Raw genomic sequence first — 15,798 nt, 5'->3', positions numbered from 1 at the left:
TCGAACCCAGTGCTAAAAGACGCGCCATGACCCAGCGCCTCGCTCAGATCGCCGCCCCGCTCCTGCTGCTCGCCGCCTGCGGCCCCGCCAAGCAAGCGCAGACCACCGCCCCGCCGCCCTCGGCCGAGACGCCGAAATCCGGCCCGGTGGCCGTCGCCACCGTCCCCTATAATGGCGGTCCGCTTGAAGTGCGCGCCGACGGCGTCGGTCCGATCACCGGCGCCACGGCCTTCGACATGCCGACCATCGCGGCCCTGTTTCCCAAGGCGGTGGTCAAGAGCGCCTTCATCCACACCGGCGAAGGGCCTCCCGGCCCGATCATCACCGTCGAGCAGGACAATGTCCCGCTGATGGAGATCGGCAAGGGCCCCGACGGCGGCATTGGCGAGATCCGATTGGCCGGCGGGCCGGTCCGGGGTCCGAAGGGCGAAGCCCTTCTCGGAAAATGGGCCGACCTGTCCTTCGACATCGCCCAGTGCCGAGCCGGCGAGGGCCGCACCGTCAACCAGACCGTCTGCGTGCGTCCCGAGGCGCCGAGCGTCGCCTACGTGTTCGGCGCGCCGGGCTGGACCAAGGGCGGCCTGCCGCCGGTAGAGACCCTGAAGGCCAAGGGCCAACTCAACGAGTTCGTCTGGCGCCCGGCCGACAACGCCGCCGTCGGCGCGGCCTGAGGTCATGGCGCCGCGATACGCTCTGCTGGCCGCGACCCTGCTGGCGCTGGCCGCCTGCGGGCCGGCCAAGAAGAGCGGAACCGCCCCAACCAAAGCCCCCGCGGCGGCGGCCGAGGCCCCCGCCCTGGTGACGCGCAAGACCGCTGACGGCCGGATCGACCGCTTCATGCCCCATGTCGGCGGACCGTTGGCGCTGGACGAATTTTCCGTCGGTCCGCTCATGGCCCAGACCGAGTTTTCGATGGAGGCGGTAAAGCCGCGATTCCCAAAGGCCACGGTCCAAGGCGTCTTCATGCGGCAAGATGGAGCGCCCTCGACGCTGATGGGGATCACCGTCACCCAAGGCGGCGGCGTCATCGAGATCCAGGGCAACCCGGGGACCGTGCTGGTGGGCGACATCCGCGTTACGGGCGGGACCCCGGTCGGTCCGCGCGGCGAGACTCTGAGGATGAAGTTCGCCGACGCCGACATGGATTACGAGCGTTGCCGGATGGGCGAGGGCCGCGATCGCCATACGGTGATCTGCTTCCAGCCTGGCGAGGCCGTGCTGCGCTACGTGTTCGACGTGCCGGGCTGGACCACCGATGTCCTGCCGCCCCTCGACGCCCTGCGCCAGAAGGCCTTGCTGAGCGGGTTCATCTGGAAGGGCGGGGCGCCCGCCATATGATCCTCGCCGTCGATACCTGCCTCGGCGCCAGTTCGATCGCCGTGCTGGAGGGCGATGTCGTTCGCGCCGCCCGCAGCGAGCCGATGACTCGCGGCCATCAGGAGCGCATCGCCGTCCTGGCGCGCGAGGTGATGGCCGAAGCCGGCGTCAAGTTCCCCGACCTGACCCGCATCGCCGTCACCGTGGGCCCTGGCTCGTTCACCGGGCTGCGGGTCGGACTGTCCTTCGCCAAGGGCCTCGCCACGGCCCTCTCGATCCCCTGCGTCGGCATCAACAGCCTGGAGGCCCTGGCCGCCACGACCGGCGCGACAGGCTTCGTAGCCGCCGCGCTCGACGCCAGGATGGGGCAGGTCTATCTGCAGATCTTCGACAGCGGCAAGGCCCTGATGGCGCCCGACGCCCTGGAGGTCACGGTCGCCATCGCCCGCCTGGCCGAGCTCTATTCCGGCGGTCCCGCCACCCTGATCGGCTCGGGCGCGCCCATGATCGCCGACGTCCTGCCGGGCGCCACCGTCCTGATTCCGGCCTTCGCCGACCCTGTCGCCATCGCCTGCCTGGCCGCAACCCGCCCGGCGCCGAGCCACTCGCCCCGGCCGCTCTATCTGCGCGCGCCCTACGCCGTGGCGCCCGCCGCATGATCCTGCGTCCCGTCGGGCTGGAAGCCTGTTTTACCTTGGCCGACCTGCACGACCGGGCCTTTCCGAGGCCGTGGAGCGCCGAGGAATTCGAGACGCTGCTCAACGGCCCTGGCGCCTTCGCGGTGCTGGGTGAGGGTGACGATCCAAAAGGCTTCATCCTCTGCCGGGCCGTGGCGGGCGAGGCCGAGATCCTGACCGTGGCGGTCGATCCCGCCGCCCGCCGCCGCGGCTGGGGCTCGGCCCTGGTCGAGATGGCGGCCGGCGTCGCGAAGGAAGCCGGCGCCTCCGAGATGTTCCTGGAAGTTGCGGCCGACAATCTCGCGGCGATCAGGCTCTACGAAACAACGGGTTTCGACCGCGTCGGCCTGCGAAAAGGCTATTATCCCCATCTGGATGGCGCCAAGGACGCGTTGGTGATGCGCCGGGTGCTTAACACCTAGCCGCCGAGCGCCTATCCTGGCCCCGAATCCCGCCTTGATTCATCTTTCCGGAGACGCCGCCTTGGACCGCCTCGAAAAGCTCTGCATCGAAAAGGGCATGCGCATGACCGATCAGCGCCGGGTCATTGCCCGCGTGTTGTCGGGCGCTGTTGATCATCCAGACGTCGAAGAACTGCACCGCCGCGCCCACGCCGTGGACCCGCACATCTCGATCGCCACGGTCTATCGCACCGTGCGGCTGTTCGAGGAGAGCGGCATCATCGAGCGCCACGACTTCCGCGACGGTCGATCGCGCTATGAAGAGACTCCCGACCACCACCACGACCACCTGATCGACATGAAGACCGGCAAGGTCGTCGAGTTCGTGGACGAGGAGATCGAGGCCCTGCAGAACGCTATCGCCCAGCGGTTGGGCTACAAGCTGATCGACCACCGGCTGGAGCTTTATGGGGTCCCGCTGGAGGAGTGATCGGGTTTTTCAGGTCCCCCCCTGTGGGGGAGGCGGCCCGAATGGGCCGGTGGGGGGGAGCAGGCCCACTCTGGCAAACTCCCCTCTCCGTCGGCTTCGCCGACACCTCTCCCACGGGGAGAGGACTTTCTGGGTGTGTCCCCCGCGTCCTTGCGCCAGCGCCCCCTCGCGCTCATAACGCCCCGATGAGCGAGACCCCGCAAAAGCGCCTCTATATCAAGACCTACGGCTGTCAGATGAACGTCTATGACAGCGAGCGCATGGCCGATGTCCTGCGGCCGCTGGGCTATGGGATTGTCAGCGAGCCCGAGGGCGCCGACCTGGTGGTGCTCAACACCTGCCATATCCGCGAGAAGGCCACCGAGAAGGTCTATTCGGAGCTCGGCTATATCAAGCAGATGAAGGCCCGTCGGGCCGAGGCCGGCGGGACCATGACCATCGCCGTGGCCGGCTGCGTGGCCCAGGCCGAGGGCCAGGAGATCATGCGGCGACAGCCGGCCGTCGATCTTGTGGTCGGGCCCCAGGCCTATCATCAGCTGCCCGAGCTGATCGCCCGCGTTCACCGGGCGACCGGCGAGCGCCTCAGCGCCGACTTCGCCGCCGACGAAAAGTTCGACGCCTTGCCGGCCGAGCGCCAGGTCAATGGCGTGACCGCCTTCCTGACCGTGCAGGAGGGCTGCGACAAGTTCTGCACATTCTGCGTGGTGCCCTATACCCGCGGCGGCGAGTGGTCGCGGCCGCCCGGGCAGATCGAGGACGAGGCCAAGCGCCTGGCCGACCAAGGCGTGCGCGAAGTCACGCTGCTGGGCCAGAACGTCAACGCCTATGACGGCGGCGGCTATACCCTGGCCAAGCTAGTGCGGCGTCTGGCGAAGATTCCCGGTCTGGATCGCATCCGCTACACCACCAGCCACCCGCGCGACATGGGCGACGACCTGATCGAGGCCCATGCCGAACTGCCGGAGCTGATGCCCTATCTGCACCTGCCGGTGCAGGCCGGATCGGACAAGATCCTCAAGGCCATGAACCGCGACCACACGGCCGAGAGCTATGTGCGGCTGATCGAGAAGATCCGCGCCGGCCGGCCCGACATCGCCATGAGCGGCGACTTCATCGTCGGCTTCCCCGGCGAGCGCGACGGCGATTTCGACAAGACCCTGGAGCTGATCCGCGAGGTCGGCTTCGCCTCGGCCTTCTCGTTCAAATATTCGCGCCGGCCCGGCACGCCCGCCTCGGCCATGCCCGGCCAGGTGGACGAGGCGGTCAAGGCCGAGCGGCTCGAGCGGCTTAACATCCTGCTCGACGAACAGCAGAAAGCGTTCAACGCCGTGCAGGTCGGCAAGACCATGCCGGTGCTGTTCGAGAAAAAAGGCCGCAACTCCGGTCAAATCATCGGCCGCAGTCCCTATCTTCAGTCGGTCCATGCGTTAGGTCCTGACAGCCTGCTGGGCCAGATCGTCCCCGTCCGTATCGAGTCGTCGGCCAAGATGAGCCTGGGCGGCGTGCTCGAGAGCCAACCTCTGCTGGAGTCCGCTTGAGCCGTACGCCTGAGTTCCTGCCTCTGTCCGACACCGCCGTCCGCGCCGTTTCCGGCCCCGGCGGGCGTCACGCCGCCCTGATCGAGGACGCCTTCAAGGTGTTGATCGAGACGCCCGGCGGCGGCGTCACCCTCACCGGCGACGTCAAGGGCCGCACGGGCGCCAAGCGGGCGTTGCGCGACGTCTCGGAGCGGGCCGACGCCGGCGAGGACATCGTCGAAGCCGACATCCGCGTCGCCGTGGGCGAAGCCCAGAGCACCGGCGGTCAAGCCTCGCCCCGCAATGTGCGCAAGGGCTCGGTAGCGCCCAAGACCAAGGCCCAGGCCCGCTACATGGAAGCCATGGGCAGCCATCCGCTATCGTTCGGCCTTGGCCCGGCCGGCACCGGCAAGACCTTCCTGGCGGTCGCCCATGGCGCGGGCATGCTGCTGCGCGGCGAGGTCGACCGGCTGATCGTCACCCGTCCCGCCGTCGAGGCCGGCGAAAAGCTCGGCTTTCTTCCGGGTGACCTGAACGAGAAGGTCGATCCCTACATGGCCCCGGTCTGGGAGGCCCTGACCGACATCATGGGCGCCGAGCAACTGCGCCGCCGCCGCGAGAAGCTGGAGATCGAGGTTGCCCCGATCGCCTTCATGCGCGGCCGCACGCTGGCCCATGCGTTCGTCATCGTCGACGAGGCCCAGAACTGCTCGCGCCTGCAGATGAAGATGGTCCTGACCCGTCTGGGCGAGAACGCGCGGATGGTGGTGACCGGCGACCCGACCCAGGTCGATCTGCTGAACCCTCGCGATTCCGGCCTGGCCCATGCGGTGTCGATCCTCGAGGGCGTCGAGGGCGTGGCGGTGTCGCGCTTTACTTCGGCCGACGTCGTGCGCCACCCGCTGGTCGAGCGGATCGTCAAGGCCTACGACGCCGACGCCCTGCAGAGTACGCCGCGCTGATGACCCTCACGGTCGACATCGAGATCGAGGACGAAGCCTGGCTCGCCGCCGAGCCCGAGGCCGAGGCCCTGGTCTGGCGCGCCGCCCAGGCGGTGCTCGACGCCCATCAGGACATTGAGGGCCACGGCATCGTCATCCTGCTGGCCGACGACGACAGCGTCCAGGTGCTGAACCGCGACTTCCGCCAGAAGGACTATCCGACCAACGTCCTGTCCTTCCCGGCGCCGACGGAAGGCAATCCGGAAGGACTGATCGGCGACATCGCCCTGGCGTTCGGGGTCTGCCAGCGCGAAGCGGCCGAGCAAGGCAAGCCACTTGCGCACCACTTGCAACATCTGGTGGCGCACGGGGTGCTTCATCTCCTAGGATATGACCACGAGAGCGACGACCAGGCCCAGGCCATGGAGGCGTTCGAACGCGAGATCCTCGCCGGATTGGACGTTCCGGACCCCTATGCCGAGCCGCCGTCTCCACAGGGATAACCAAGACCGGGCATGCCCAGCGACGACCAGAGTTCCACGCCCGCCGGTCCAGCTCGCTTGAGCCGGGGCGTGCGGGCGTTCTTCCGCAAGATGCGCAAGGACCTGGCGGGGCGCGGCGTGCCTGGCCTGGCCGAGGTCTCGCGCCCGGCCGACCCGGCCCTGGTCCACGAGGTCGACATGGTCGACCAGGCCGAGGCCTTTCAGAGCCTGCGGGTCGCCGACGTCATGACCCCGCGCGCCGACATCGTGGCCGTCGAGGTCTCTGCCCCCTTTGACGCCGTGGTGGCCCAGTTCACCGAGGCCGAGCACTCGCGGATGCCGATCTATCGCGAGACGCTGGATGACCCGGTCGGCGTGATCCACGTCAAGGACGTGTTCCGCCTGCTCGCCAACGAGGACAAGCGTCCGGCCCCCAGCGACCAGGTCCTGCACCGGCTGCGCCGAGAAGCGCTCTATGTGCCCGCCTCGATGCGGGCGGCCGACCTGCTGCTGCGCATGCGCACCAGCCGCATCCACATGGCCCTGGTCATCGACGAGTTCGGCGGCACCGACGGCTTGGTGACCATGGAAGACTTGATCGAGGCGGTGGTCGGGGAGATCGACGACGAGCATGACGACGCCCAGGTTTCCAGCATCGTCGCCCGGCCGGGCGGCCTGTTCGAGGTCGACGCCCGCGCGCCGCTGGAAGATTTGGAAGCCGTCCTCGACCGCGACCTGGCCCCGCCGGACATGGAAGAGGACATCGACACCGTCGCGGGTCTTGTCGTCGCCCTGGCCGGCCGCGTGCCCCAGCGCGGTGAGGTGATCGCCCATCCGGCCGGCTTCGACCTGGAAGTCGTGGAAGCCGATCCGCGCCGGGTGCGCCGCGTGCGGGTGCGCCCTGCGGTAAGTCTCGATCAGGCCGCCGGGAACGCCGCGGCCGAACCTGGCCGCGTGGCCGCTTCGTGAACCTGCCGGCCTGTCCGAGGCTGACGCCGTGGCGAGCGCGGGGCCTGGCCCTGCTCGCGGGCCTGGCCGCCGCCTTGGCCCATCCGCCGTTCGGGGTCTTGCCGGGGGTCCTGGGCTACGCCGTTCTGCTCTGGCTGCTCGACGCCATCGAGGGACCTCGACCGTTGCGCGCGGCTTTTTTTCGCGGCTGGTTGATGGGGCTGAGTTATTTCGGCCTAGGCACCTGGTGGATCGCCGAGGCCTTCATGGTCGACGCCGCGAACCAAGGCTGGATGGCGCCGTTCGCCGTGGCGGCGATGGCGGCTGGGATGGCCCTGTTCTGGGGTCTGGCGGCGGTGCTCTACCGCTGGCTGGCGCCGGCCGGCGTGCGGCGGGTGCTGGTGTTCGCCGGAGCCTTCGCGGCCCTGGAATGGACTCGAGGCCACATCCTGACCGGCTTTCCCTGGAACCTGCCGGGCGAGACCTGGAAGGCGGGTTCGGCCTTATCCCAGTTCGCGTCCGTGGTCGGCGCCTACGGCTTGACCTGGATCACACTGGCGATCGCCGCCGCCCCGGCGGTGTGGCGCGAGGGTCGGCGCGGACGCCTGGCCGTCGGGAGCGCCGCCGCTGTGCTGGCGGCGCTCTGGCTCTATGGCCTGGCAGCCATTTCGGCCACGCTGATACCGACGGCCCACCCCAGCGTCCGCATCGTCCAGGCCGACATTGAGCAGGAGGCCAAGTGGGACGCCGGGCGCTTCGCCCAGATCGTTCAGGCCTATGTCGCGCTAACCGCCAAGCCCTATGGCGGCAGGCCCGCCGACATCGTGGTCTGGCCCGAGGGGGCTCTGCCGGCCGCCATCAACGACTACATGGCGCCTGGGAGCTGGGTGCGGCAGGCCATCGTCGATGCGCTGAAGCCGGGCCAGCTCCTGTTGATCGGCGGCTATCGCTATGACGGACCGCCAGACAAGCCCGTCTACTTCAACAGCCTGGTCGCCCTGCGCCGTGAGGCCAGCGACGTCGTGGTGGTCGGGATCTACGACAAGCACCGCCTGGTGCCGTTCGGCGAGTACCTGCCGGCCGATGCTCTGATGACCCGGCTGGGCGTCAAGAGCATGGCCCATCTGGGCGACGGCTTCGCCACCGGCCCTCGGCCGGCGCCCTTGCGGATCGCGCCCGACCTGCTGATCCAACCGCTGATCTGCTACGAAAGCCTGTTCCCGCTCCTGGCCAAGCCGGCTCCCGGCGTCCGCGCCATCGTCAATGTGTCGAACGACGCCTGGTTCGGCGTAACCTCTGGCCCCCGTCAGCATTTAAACCTGGCGAGCTATCGCGCCATAGAAACCGGCGTTCCCATCATCCGCGCCACCCCGACGGGCGTATCTGCGTTGATCGATGCGCGCGGCCGCGTGGTCGGCCAACGCCTCAACCTGGGAGAAACCGGCGTTATCGACGGCCTTTTGCCGGAAAAACTTCGCTCGACCCCGTTCTCAAAGTTCGGGCACTGGTCCTTCGCTTTGCTACTTTTGCTTTCGTTGGTGAACGTTGTTCCCCTGAGAGCAGGTCTGGGCTTGGAAAAGTCGCCGAACTGAAACAGACAGGGTTATCAAACCGTAACTTCAGTGATTGACGACGGCATGAACACGACTCCTGATCAAGAACGCCTCCCCAATCCGGTCGACCTGCACGTCGGCGCTCGCATCCGCATGCGCCGCAAGATCCTCGGCGTAAGCCAGGAGCGTCTGGCCGACGACCTGGGCCTGACCTTCCAGCAGGTCCAGAAATACGAGCGTGGCGCCAACCGCGTCAGCGCCAGCAAGCTGTACGAGATCGCCAAGAGCCTGCAGTCGTCGGTGTCGTACTTCTTCGAGGGCCTGGCCGATCCGACCGACGTGGAAGGTTTCCAGGAAAACGGCTCTGAGCAGTTCGTGCACGATTTCCTGATGACCCCCGAAGGCCTGGAACTGGCCGCGCTGTTCCCGCGGATTAGCAAGTCCCGGGTTCGTCGGCGCATCTTGGACCTCGTGCGTTCGATGGCCGAGGATCCGGTCGAGGAAGACGCCGGAGCCTGATCGGCGCGCTGTTCCGCGCGAAACCTCTCGCGGCCGCTTGCGGACATAAACATATCTTTATATGTTCCTGGCTCAGTCCGCCGGACAGACCGTCCGCGCGGGCGGCGTCATGTCCGGAGCTGACCCTTGAGCCGTTCTTCCTACATCTTCACCAGTGAAAGCGTTTCCGAAGGCCATCCGGACAAGGTCGCCGATCGGATCAGCGACACTGTCGTCGACGCCTTCCTGACCGCCGATCCCGAGGCGCGCGTCGCCTGCGAGACTCTGGTCACCACCAACCGCATCGTGCTGGCTGGCGAAGTCCGGGCCGGCAAGCCGGGCGGCGACAAGTCCGCCAACAAGGCCCTGACCAAGGATATCCTGGGTTCGCTGGAGTCCAAGGTCCGCGCTGCGGTCAAGGACATCGGCTACGAGCAAAAGGGCTTTCACTGGCAGAAGGCGAAATTCGCCAACTATCTGCACGGTCAGTCGGCCCACATCGCCCAAGGCGTGGACGCTTCAGACAAGAAGGACGAAGGCGCCGGCGACCAGGGCATCATGTTCGGCTATGCCAGCACAGAGACGCCGGAGCTGATGCCGGCCACCCTGCAATACAGCCACAACATCCTCAGCCGCCTGGCCCAGCTGCGCCATTCCGGCGAGCTGTCGGAGCTCGAGCCGGACGCCAAGAGCCAGATCACCCTGGAATATGACGCCACCGGCAAACCGGTCCGCGTCGTCTCGATCGTCGTGTCGCACCAGCACAAGAAGAAGATCGACGGCAAGGCCGCCACGTCCAAGCGCGTGCTCGACCTGATCAAGCCGCACATTCTGCCGATCTTCCCGGACGGCCTGATTACCAAGAAGACCCAGTGGCTGGTCAACCCGACCGGCCGCTTCGAGATCGGCGGGCCCGACGGCGACGCCGGCGTCACCGGCCGCAAGATCATCGTCGACACCTACGGCGGCGCGGCCCCGCACGGCGGCGGCGCCTTTTCGGGCAAGGATCCGACCAAGGTCGACCGCTCGGCCGCCTATGCCTGCCGCTACCTGGCCAAGAATGTGGTCGCGGCCGGCCTCGCCGAGCGCTGCACCATCCAGATCGCCTACGCGATCGGCGTGGCCCAGCCCGTCTCGTTCCACGTCGATCTGCACGGCACGGGCAAGGTTGATCCCGAGGTTCTGGAAAAGCTGCTGCCGCAACTGATCGGGGGCGCGACCCCGCGCTCGATCCGCGAGCACCTGCAGTTGAACAAGCCGATCTACGCCCGCACCGCCGCCTACGGCCATTTCGGCCGCACGCCGGACAACGAAGGCGGCTTCTCCTGGGAGAAGACCGACCTGGTGTCGGAACTGAAGGGCCTGGCTTAAGGCTTCGACCCAACGTGGGGACAGGCGCATGCGTCTGTCCCCAACCGTATCAGCGGGCCCCGATCATCCGATCGGGGCCCGTTTCATTTGCGCGCTCATTTCGGCTAAGACCCCGCCCATGACCAACCCCATCCAGCCCCACGGGCCGCTGCGCTCGTTCGGCCGCCTCAAGTCGCGACCGGTGAAGCCGCGCCAGCAGGCCCTGCTCGACACCCTGCTGCCGACCCTGACCATCCCGACCGCGCCGTTCCTGCCCCGCGACCTGATGCCGGAGGTCACGCAAGTCTGGCTGGAGATCGGTTTTGGCGGCGGCGAGCACATGGCCGCCCAGGCCGGCCGCCGCCCCGACGTGCTGGTGATCGGCGCCGAGCCCTTCGTCAACGGCGTGGCCAGCGCGGTGCGGCATGTCGAGGAGCAGGGGCTGGGCAATGTCCGCATCCACGAGGGCGACGCCCGCGACGTGCTGTCCTGGTTGCCCGACGCCTGCCTGGACCGCCTGTTCGTGCTGTTCCCCGACCCCTGGCACAAGGCGCGACACAACAAGCGCCGGCTGATCCAGCCTGCGGTGGTGGCGGAACTGGCGCGGGTGCTGAAGCCGGGCGCGGCCTTCCGCTTCGCCACCGACTGGGCCGACTATGCCGAGTGGACGGTCGAGCGGGTGCTGGCCGACCCGGCCTTCCGCTACGCCGACGTTTCAGCCGACCGCAACGCCCCGCCCGTCGACCACGTCACCACGCGGTACGAGGAAAAAAAGCTGGGCGACTGCCCGCCGCTGTTCCTTGATTTCGTAAGGGTCTGACGCGCTATTTCCTCCCCCTGCGGGCCCTTGCGGGCCGCACAGGGGGAGGATTGCTACTTCTTCGCCCAGCCGCCATCCAACGGCTTCCAGTACTGGCCCGGCGCCAGGCGGGCATAGAGCTGCTTGGCTGTGGCCTGGCCGGCGGCTTCGGCGGTGACTCCCGTCTTCGCGGCGGTGTCCTTGTAGACAGCGGCGCGGCCGGTGTTGATCTCGACCACAGCGGCGCGCTGAGCCGCGTCGCCGCCCGACACCACGGCAAGGAAGCCGTCGGCCTGTTCGCCCACGGTCCCGGCGGCCTTGCCGGCGTCTACGGTGGCCTTGGCCGTTTGGGCGAAGGCGGGGAGGGCCCCGAAGCCCACGGCGGCGCCGAGCGAGGCGGCCAGGGCCAAAACCGTCATTGTCTTGCGGATCATGTCGGCGCCTTTCTTAGAACAGGTTGGGGTTTTGCTGGATGGCGGTCTGGACTTCCTTGTCCAGTTGCACACGCACATTGGCGTCCAGCTTAGCGTAGATGTTGATCGGATCGACCTTGACGTGGATCGTCGGCGCGCAGGCCGCGACAGAGGCCGCCAGGGCGCCCGTCGCGATCAGGGCCGATATCAGGCGCTTGGTCATGCGTGTCTCCATTCGGGTGAAATCTGCGGCTTCACGGGTGAACCGGGTCTGAACGGGGCGACGCCTGGACCGGGGTTTGGACCGGGGGTGTCGGAGTCCGGGCCTGGGCTTGCTCCCAGGTACGCTTCCATGACGCCAGAAGCTCGTCAAAGTTCAAAGAGGTGTCGAGCGTCAGATCGACCGGGGTCTTGGCCGGCAGCGGGATCCGGCGCTGGAAGGCCGTGCCCCGCAGCAGCTCCAGCAGGCCGATCTTGGCCTTTTCGGCGACCTTGGGGTCGTGCTCGCCCTTGATGTGAAACAGTATGCCCAGCTGACCCGTGTTGGTGCTGTTGACCCCCGCTTCCAGCGTCTCGAAGTGGAGGTTTTCCATGGCCTGATAGGCGAAGTCCTGGATGGCGTTGACCGGTGCGGGCTTGGCCGCCGTCAACGGATCCTTCGCATCCACGCCGCTGGTATTGGCCGAGATATCGCCCAGGGCCTCGCGGGCGATCGAGATCCGGCCCGGCTGGATGGCGTAGACCTTGCCGTCCAGGAACTTGAAGCCGGCCGGTCCCAGTTCGAACGGCAGCCGGCCGTCAACGACGGCGTCGATCTTGACCTTGTCGGCCAGGGACGAGCCGGCGACCAGCTCACCCAGGTCCAGGTGCGCGATGTTGATGACGCCCTTCATTGTGCCCTTGCCGTCCAGCGGCACATCCATTGGCTCGACCGAGATCGCGCCCTTGGCCGCTTCGAAACGGGCCGATTGCAGGCGCAGGGCCTCGGCGCCCAGGGTGAAGACCGCGCCCAGCGCCTCTAGCGGCACGATGGCGTCGACATGGTCGATCTTCAGGGTCTGGTCGGGCGCGCTGATCAGCGGCGCCAGGCTGGTGAAGGCGATGTCGGCCCGCATGGAGGTCGCCAGGCCCAGCGGGCTCTTGAAGTTCAGGCCCGGGGTCGAGACCCGCCCCTGGCTGGTCATCACGTCGCCCGCCCACGCGAAGCGGCCGGTGAAGGCGACCGGGCCTTCGGCTTCGCGGGTCACGGAAGCCAGGGGCGTCAGGCCCAGGGGCTGCAGGCCGCCCTTGGCGAACACAAGGTTAGAGGCGTCGATCCGGGCCTCGCCGCGACCGCTGACCACGTCGTGGCGAAGGTCGATACGGGCCAGGGGGTGGCCGTCCAGGGTCTTGGCGTCGAAACCGCCCAGCCACTGGCCGCGCGCCAGATTGACCGCCCCCGTCGCCGCGAGGGTCTCGAAACGCTTGGCCTCGGCGGCCTCGACTATCCGGCCAGCCGTGATCCGCACCTGGGCCTCGTCGAAACCGCCGTGACCGCCGCCTTCGAAGGTCGCGGCCACCTCCTCAACCCGCGCCTGGGCGACGGTGACCAGGGCCTGGCCATGCTCGACCCGCGCCGAGGCATGCCAGGCGCCGCCCGCCGACTGGATCAGCGGCCGGGCCGTGGGGCAAAGGTCGAGCTTGAGGGCGGTGATCGGCGGCTCGCCCATCTCCACCGTCCTGGCGGTCAGGGGTGTGCAGCGCCCCAGGCGCAGGCTGAAGTCGTCGCCGACCAGCCGGGCCTGGCCGGCCAGGGTTCCCGACAGGCCCCTCAGTGGCGGCGTGTCGAAGGTCCCGGCCAGGATCAGGTCGCTGGCCATGCCGTCGGGGCCGAACCGCCAGTTCGGGACCTTGAGGCTGACCTCGGGCAGGCCGCCGCCGCTTAAGGCCAGGCTCAGGCGGCCCGACGCCACGCCGCCCGCCGCCGCGACCAGGGGTCCGCCGGACGCGGCCAAGGTCGCCCGCCCGCCGCCGGCGCTGGTCACCGCGACTGGCCGTGGCAGGTAGAGGCTGGTCAGGCCGTCCCTCATCGTCAGCTTGAGGGCCGGGGCCGCGACCTCGAAGCGGGACAAGGCCTTGAAGGCGGCGGTGACATAGTCGGGATTGGGCAAGGCCGCCGTTAGCCGCTGGGCGTCGGGGCCGGAGACCGCGCCGTCCGCGCCAGCCTGACCGACCAGCGCCAGGCTGACCCCGTCGGTCCCGGCCGAGAACCGGCCCTGGCCGTCGGCGGCCAGGCTGGACAGCACCACCCCGCCCACGGCGACGCGGCCCCCGCCCAGATTGACGCCAACCGGTCCGCTCAGCGACTGGCGATCGGCGTCGGAGACGAGGGTCAGGCTGTCGGACTTGAGTTCGATCGACGATCGCGACAGGGCCGCGCCGCCGGCGATCGCCTTCTCGGCCGTGGCCGCCAGGCGCGTCTTGGCCGAGCCTCGCGCGCCGCCTGGATCATAGGTCAGGGCCAGGTTGGACAGCGACAGGTCGCCAACCACCTCGCGGGCGTCGAGGTTCTGGGCCGCCAGGCGCTCGCCCCGCGCGTGCAAGGTCGAGTGGCCGGTGAAGCCGCCGCGCTTGAAGCCGCCGCTGAGCACGCCGGCCACGGCCAGATTGGCCTCGACATCGCCGGCCGCCGCCGACTGGACGTCCACCGCCCGCGCCTTCAAGGCCAGCCGCAGATCCGCCGGCCCGGCCATCGACAGGGTCTTGAGGTCGGGATAGGCCAGATCGGCCTGGAGGGTCCCCTGCGCCTCGGTCAGGTCCAGCGCGCCGGCGCTGAGGGCGCGGATGTCCAGGTCGATGTCGAGGGTCAGGCGGTCGCCGCGCTTGCGGGCCTTGACCAGCAGGCCGGCCGTGTCGAACGACAGGTCAGACGTGGCGTAGTGCAGCGGGGCCAGGCGGCCGTCGAAGCGCAGCAGCTTGCCGTCGTCCAGGCTGGCGTCGCCGGTCAGCCTTGCCGGGCCGCCGGGCGTCGAGAGGCTGACCCGCGCGTCCTCGACCAGGATCGCTGGGCCGGGAGCGGTCGAGGCCGGCGCCTTCAGGGCCTCGTCGACCATGGGCTGCAACACCCCGAAATTCAGACCGTTCGCGTCGATCCGGGCGTTGAGGCGCGGCCGAACCAGGCGGATGGCCCGGGTGTTGAGCGCGAACTTGCCGCCGCTCCACGGCGTCAGCAGGTCATAGGCCACCTCGATCCGCTCGGCCGAGAACACTGGCGCGCTCTTGGGACCCAGGCGGATCGTGCCGGCGAAGCCCGTGGCGTCCAGGTCCTCGAGATCGAGCGCCGCCTCGACGCCCTTGTCCTCCAGCCAGGCCAGGGCCAGCTCGCGGCTGATCTCGCGGCGGCCGGCATAGGCGGTGAATCCGATGGCGATGAAGGCCAGGGCCGCCAGCGACATCACTTCCAGACCGGCGTCGACCATCACCGCGCGCCGGGCGCGGCTGGCGGAGGGGGACGGCGCGGCGTCAGGCTTGGGGTCGCCTAGAGGGGGATTGGACGGGGGTTGCGCCATCGGGGTCACCATGCCGCAAGCCGCGACGATTGTGAGGCCCTAGTTTTCAAAATCCCAGCACGTCCTGCATGTCATACAGCCCCGGCGGGCGCCCTCGAACCCACAAGGCGGCCGCCACCGCGCCACGCGCAAAGAGCCCTCGGTCGGTGGCCGAGTGCGAGAGGGTCAACACCTCCTCCTCGCCGGCGAAGATCACGCTGTGCTCGCCGATGATCCCGCCGCCGCGCACCACGGAAAAGCCGATGGCGCCCTCGACGCGCGGGCCGGTCACCCCGTCGCGCGCCCGGTCGGAAACCTGGCCAAGGTCCACGCCGCGCCCGTCAGCCGCCGCCTGGCCCAGCATCAGGGCGGTGCCGGACGGCGCGTCGATCTTGCGCCTGTGGTGGGCCTCGAAGACCTCGATGTCCCAGTCGGACGCCGGCAAGGCGGCGGCGGCCTGTTTCACCAGGCCCAGCAGCATGTTGACGCCCAGCGAATAGTTACCGGACTTGACGATGGCGATCCTCTCCGCCGCCGCCGCGATCCGGGCGGTCTGAGCGTCGCTGAAGCCCGTTGAGCCGATGACCAGCGCCGGTCCGCCGTTCGCCGCGCAGGCCTCGGCCAGGGCCGTGGAGGCCTCGGGAACGGTGAAGTCGATGACCACCTCGGCCGCCGCCAGGGCCACGTCGCGCTCGACCAGGCCCTCGCCTTGCGCGCCCGGACGATCGAACCGCGCCGCCACCACCGCATCGCTTCGGCCGACGAGCGTCCGCGCCACGGCGAGGCCCATCCGCCCCGAGGCGCCGGCCAGGGCGATGTTAACGCTACCATGCGGGGCGGCTAAGTCGTTCTGGCTCAAGGCGATCTCCAGGCGATGACGCGCGG

At 68.8% G+C, this 15,798-nt stretch carries 17 protein-coding genes; 13 read left to right on the top strand and 4 right to left on the bottom strand.

Features of this window, described 5'->3' with window-relative positions; genetic code table 11:
* Window positions 1-26: 26 nt before the first annotated feature.
* From ACP694_RS02965 to trmB, 13 genes are all read left to right on the top strand, one after another.
* Entirely contained in the window at window positions 27-671 is a 645-nt protein-coding gene (locus tag ACP694_RS02965) for a DUF1131 family protein (protein ID WP_426010279.1), read from the top strand.
* Between the two features lie 4 nt (window positions 672-675).
* Window positions 676-1,338, top strand: coding sequence for a DUF1131 domain-containing protein (locus ACP694_RS02960; RefSeq protein WP_426010278.1), 663 nt, complete (start codon window positions 676-678; stop codon window positions 1,336-1,338).
* Window positions 1,335-1,976 carry a tRNA (adenosine(37)-N6)-threonylcarbamoyltransferase complex dimerization subunit type 1 TsaB gene (tsaB, locus tag ACP694_RS02955; RefSeq protein WP_426010277.1) on the top strand — a complete coding sequence of 214 codons (642 nt, stop codon included), beginning with the start codon at window positions 1,335-1,337 and terminating at the stop codon, window positions 1,974-1,976. The genes ACP694_RS02960 and tsaB overlap by 4 nt, the downstream gene beginning before the upstream one ends.
* Window positions 1,973-2,416 (top strand): ribosomal protein S18-alanine N-acetyltransferase, encoded by a 444-nt coding sequence (gene rimI, locus ACP694_RS02950; RefSeq protein ID WP_426010275.1) that lies wholly within the window; start codon window positions 1,973-1,975, stop codon window positions 2,414-2,416. Before tsaB ends, rimI begins: the two co-directional genes overlap by 4 nt.
* A gap of 61 nt (window positions 2,417-2,477) precedes the next feature.
* Window positions 2,478-2,885: a Fur family transcriptional regulator gene (locus tag ACP694_RS02945; protein ID WP_426010273.1), complete on the top strand. Its 408-nt coding sequence runs from the start codon at window positions 2,478-2,480 to the stop codon at window positions 2,883-2,885.
* A gap of 185 nt (window positions 2,886-3,070) precedes the next feature.
* Window positions 3,071-4,423, top strand: coding sequence for a tRNA (N6-isopentenyl adenosine(37)-C2)-methylthiotransferase MiaB (gene miaB / locus ACP694_RS02940; protein ID WP_426010271.1), 1,353 nt, complete (start codon window positions 3,071-3,073; stop codon window positions 4,421-4,423).
* A complete protein-coding gene (locus tag ACP694_RS02935) occupies window positions 4,420-5,364 on the top strand; it encodes a PhoH family protein (protein WP_426010270.1) in 945 nt (314 codons plus the stop codon). The genes miaB and ACP694_RS02935 overlap by 4 nt, the downstream gene beginning before the upstream one ends.
* A gap of 17 nt (window positions 5,365-5,381) precedes the next feature.
* Window positions 5,382-5,846, top strand: coding sequence for an rRNA maturation RNase YbeY (gene ybeY, locus ACP694_RS02930; protein WP_426011281.1), 465 nt, complete (start codon window positions 5,382-5,384; stop codon window positions 5,844-5,846).
* Window positions 5,847-5,858: 12 nt separating this feature from the next.
* Window positions 5,859-6,794, top strand: coding sequence for a hemolysin family protein (locus tag ACP694_RS02925; RefSeq protein ID WP_426010269.1), 936 nt, complete (start codon window positions 5,859-5,861; stop codon window positions 6,792-6,794).
* A complete protein-coding gene (gene lnt, locus ACP694_RS02920) occupies window positions 6,791-8,365 on the top strand; it encodes an apolipoprotein N-acyltransferase (protein ID WP_426010267.1) in 1,575 nt (524 codons plus the stop codon). Before ACP694_RS02925 ends, lnt begins: the two co-directional genes overlap by 4 nt.
* 45 nt (window positions 8,366-8,410) lie before the next feature.
* Complete coding sequence (locus ACP694_RS02915) at window positions 8,411-8,845, top strand: helix-turn-helix domain-containing protein (protein WP_426010265.1); 435 nt, start codon at window positions 8,411-8,413, stop codon at window positions 8,843-8,845.
* Between the two features lie 126 nt (window positions 8,846-8,971).
* Window positions 8,972-10,195 carry a methionine adenosyltransferase gene (gene metK, locus ACP694_RS02910; protein ID WP_426010263.1) on the top strand — a complete coding sequence of 408 codons (1,224 nt, stop codon included), beginning with the start codon at window positions 8,972-8,974 and terminating at the stop codon, window positions 10,193-10,195.
* 118 nt (window positions 10,196-10,313) lie between these two features.
* Window positions 10,314-10,994, top strand: coding sequence for a tRNA (guanosine(46)-N7)-methyltransferase TrmB (gene trmB / locus ACP694_RS02905; protein WP_426010261.1), 681 nt, complete (start codon window positions 10,314-10,316; stop codon window positions 10,992-10,994).
* 53 nt (window positions 10,995-11,047) lie between these two features.
* Here the strand turns inward: trmB and ACP694_RS02900 are convergent, their stop codons facing one another.
* The 4 genes from ACP694_RS02900 to dapB are packed head-to-tail and all read right to left on the bottom strand — an operon-like array spanning window position 11,048 to window position 15,772.
* Window positions 11,048-11,407 carry a YdbL family protein gene (locus ACP694_RS02900; RefSeq protein ID WP_426010259.1) on the bottom strand — a complete coding sequence of 120 codons (360 nt, stop codon included), beginning with the start codon at window positions 11,405-11,407 and terminating at the stop codon, window positions 11,048-11,050.
* A 13-nt stretch (window positions 11,408-11,420) separates the two neighbouring features.
* Window positions 11,421-11,609 carry a YnbE family lipoprotein gene (locus ACP694_RS02895; RefSeq protein WP_426010257.1) on the bottom strand — a complete coding sequence of 63 codons (189 nt, stop codon included), beginning with the start codon at window positions 11,607-11,609 and terminating at the stop codon, window positions 11,421-11,423.
* 31 nt (window positions 11,610-11,640) lie between these two features.
* Window positions 11,641-14,934, bottom strand: coding sequence for an intermembrane phospholipid transport protein YdbH family protein (locus ACP694_RS02890; protein ID WP_426010255.1), 3,294 nt, complete (start codon window positions 14,932-14,934; stop codon window positions 11,641-11,643).
* 46 nt (window positions 14,935-14,980) lie between these two features.
* On the bottom strand, window positions 14,981-15,772 hold the full coding sequence (gene dapB / locus ACP694_RS02885; RefSeq protein ID WP_426010253.1) for a 4-hydroxy-tetrahydrodipicolinate reductase: 792 nt from the start codon (window positions 15,770-15,772) through the stop codon (window positions 14,981-14,983).
* Between the last annotated feature and the right edge of the window lie 26 nt (window positions 15,773-15,798).

Origin of the sequence: Caulobacter sp. DWR2-3-1b2, assembly GCF_049896345.1 — a bacterium.
Classification (GTDB): Bacteria; Pseudomonadota; Alphaproteobacteria; order Caulobacterales; family Caulobacteraceae; genus Caulobacter.
The sequence above is the reverse complement of the archived record's forward strand: the minus strand, read 5'-3'. Positions and strand labels throughout refer to the sequence as shown.

Excerpts from the sequence above, each read along its gene's own strand:
- ACP694_RS02965 (WP_426010279.1), top strand. The coding sequence starts at position 27 with ATGACCCAGCGCCTCGCTCAGATCGCCGCCCCGCTCCTGCTGCTCGCC.
- ACP694_RS02960 (WP_426010278.1), top strand. The coding sequence starts at position 676 with ATGGCGCCGCGATACGCTCTGCTGGCCGCGACCCTGCTGGCGCTGGCC.
- tsaB (WP_426010277.1), top strand. The coding sequence starts at position 1,335 with ATGATCCTCGCCGTCGATACCTGCCTCGGCGCCAGTTCGATCGCCGTG.
- rimI (WP_426010275.1), top strand. The coding sequence starts at position 1,973 with ATGATCCTGCGTCCCGTCGGGCTGGAAGCCTGTTTTACCTTGGCCGAC.
- miaB (WP_426010271.1), top strand. The coding sequence starts at position 3,071 with ATGAGCGAGACCCCGCAAAAGCGCCTCTATATCAAGACCTACGGCTGT.
- ACP694_RS02925 (WP_426010269.1), top strand. The coding sequence starts at position 5,859 with ATGCCCAGCGACGACCAGAGTTCCACGCCCGCCGGTCCAGCTCGCTTG.
- ACP694_RS02915 (WP_426010265.1), top strand. The coding sequence starts at position 8,411 with ATGAACACGACTCCTGATCAAGAACGCCTCCCCAATCCGGTCGACCTG.
- trmB (WP_426010261.1), top strand. The coding sequence starts at position 10,314 with ATGACCAACCCCATCCAGCCCCACGGGCCGCTGCGCTCGTTCGGCCGC.
- ACP694_RS02900 (WP_426010259.1), bottom strand. The coding sequence starts at position 11,407 with ATGATCCGCAAGACAATGACGGTTTTGGCCCTGGCCGCCTCGCTCGGC.
- ACP694_RS02895 (WP_426010257.1), bottom strand. The coding sequence starts at position 11,609 with ATGACCAAGCGCCTGATATCGGCCCTGATCGCGACGGGCGCCCTGGCG.
- ACP694_RS02890 (WP_426010255.1), bottom strand. The coding sequence starts at position 14,934 with ATGGCGCAACCCCCGTCCAATCCCCCTCTAGGCGACCCCAAGCCTGAC.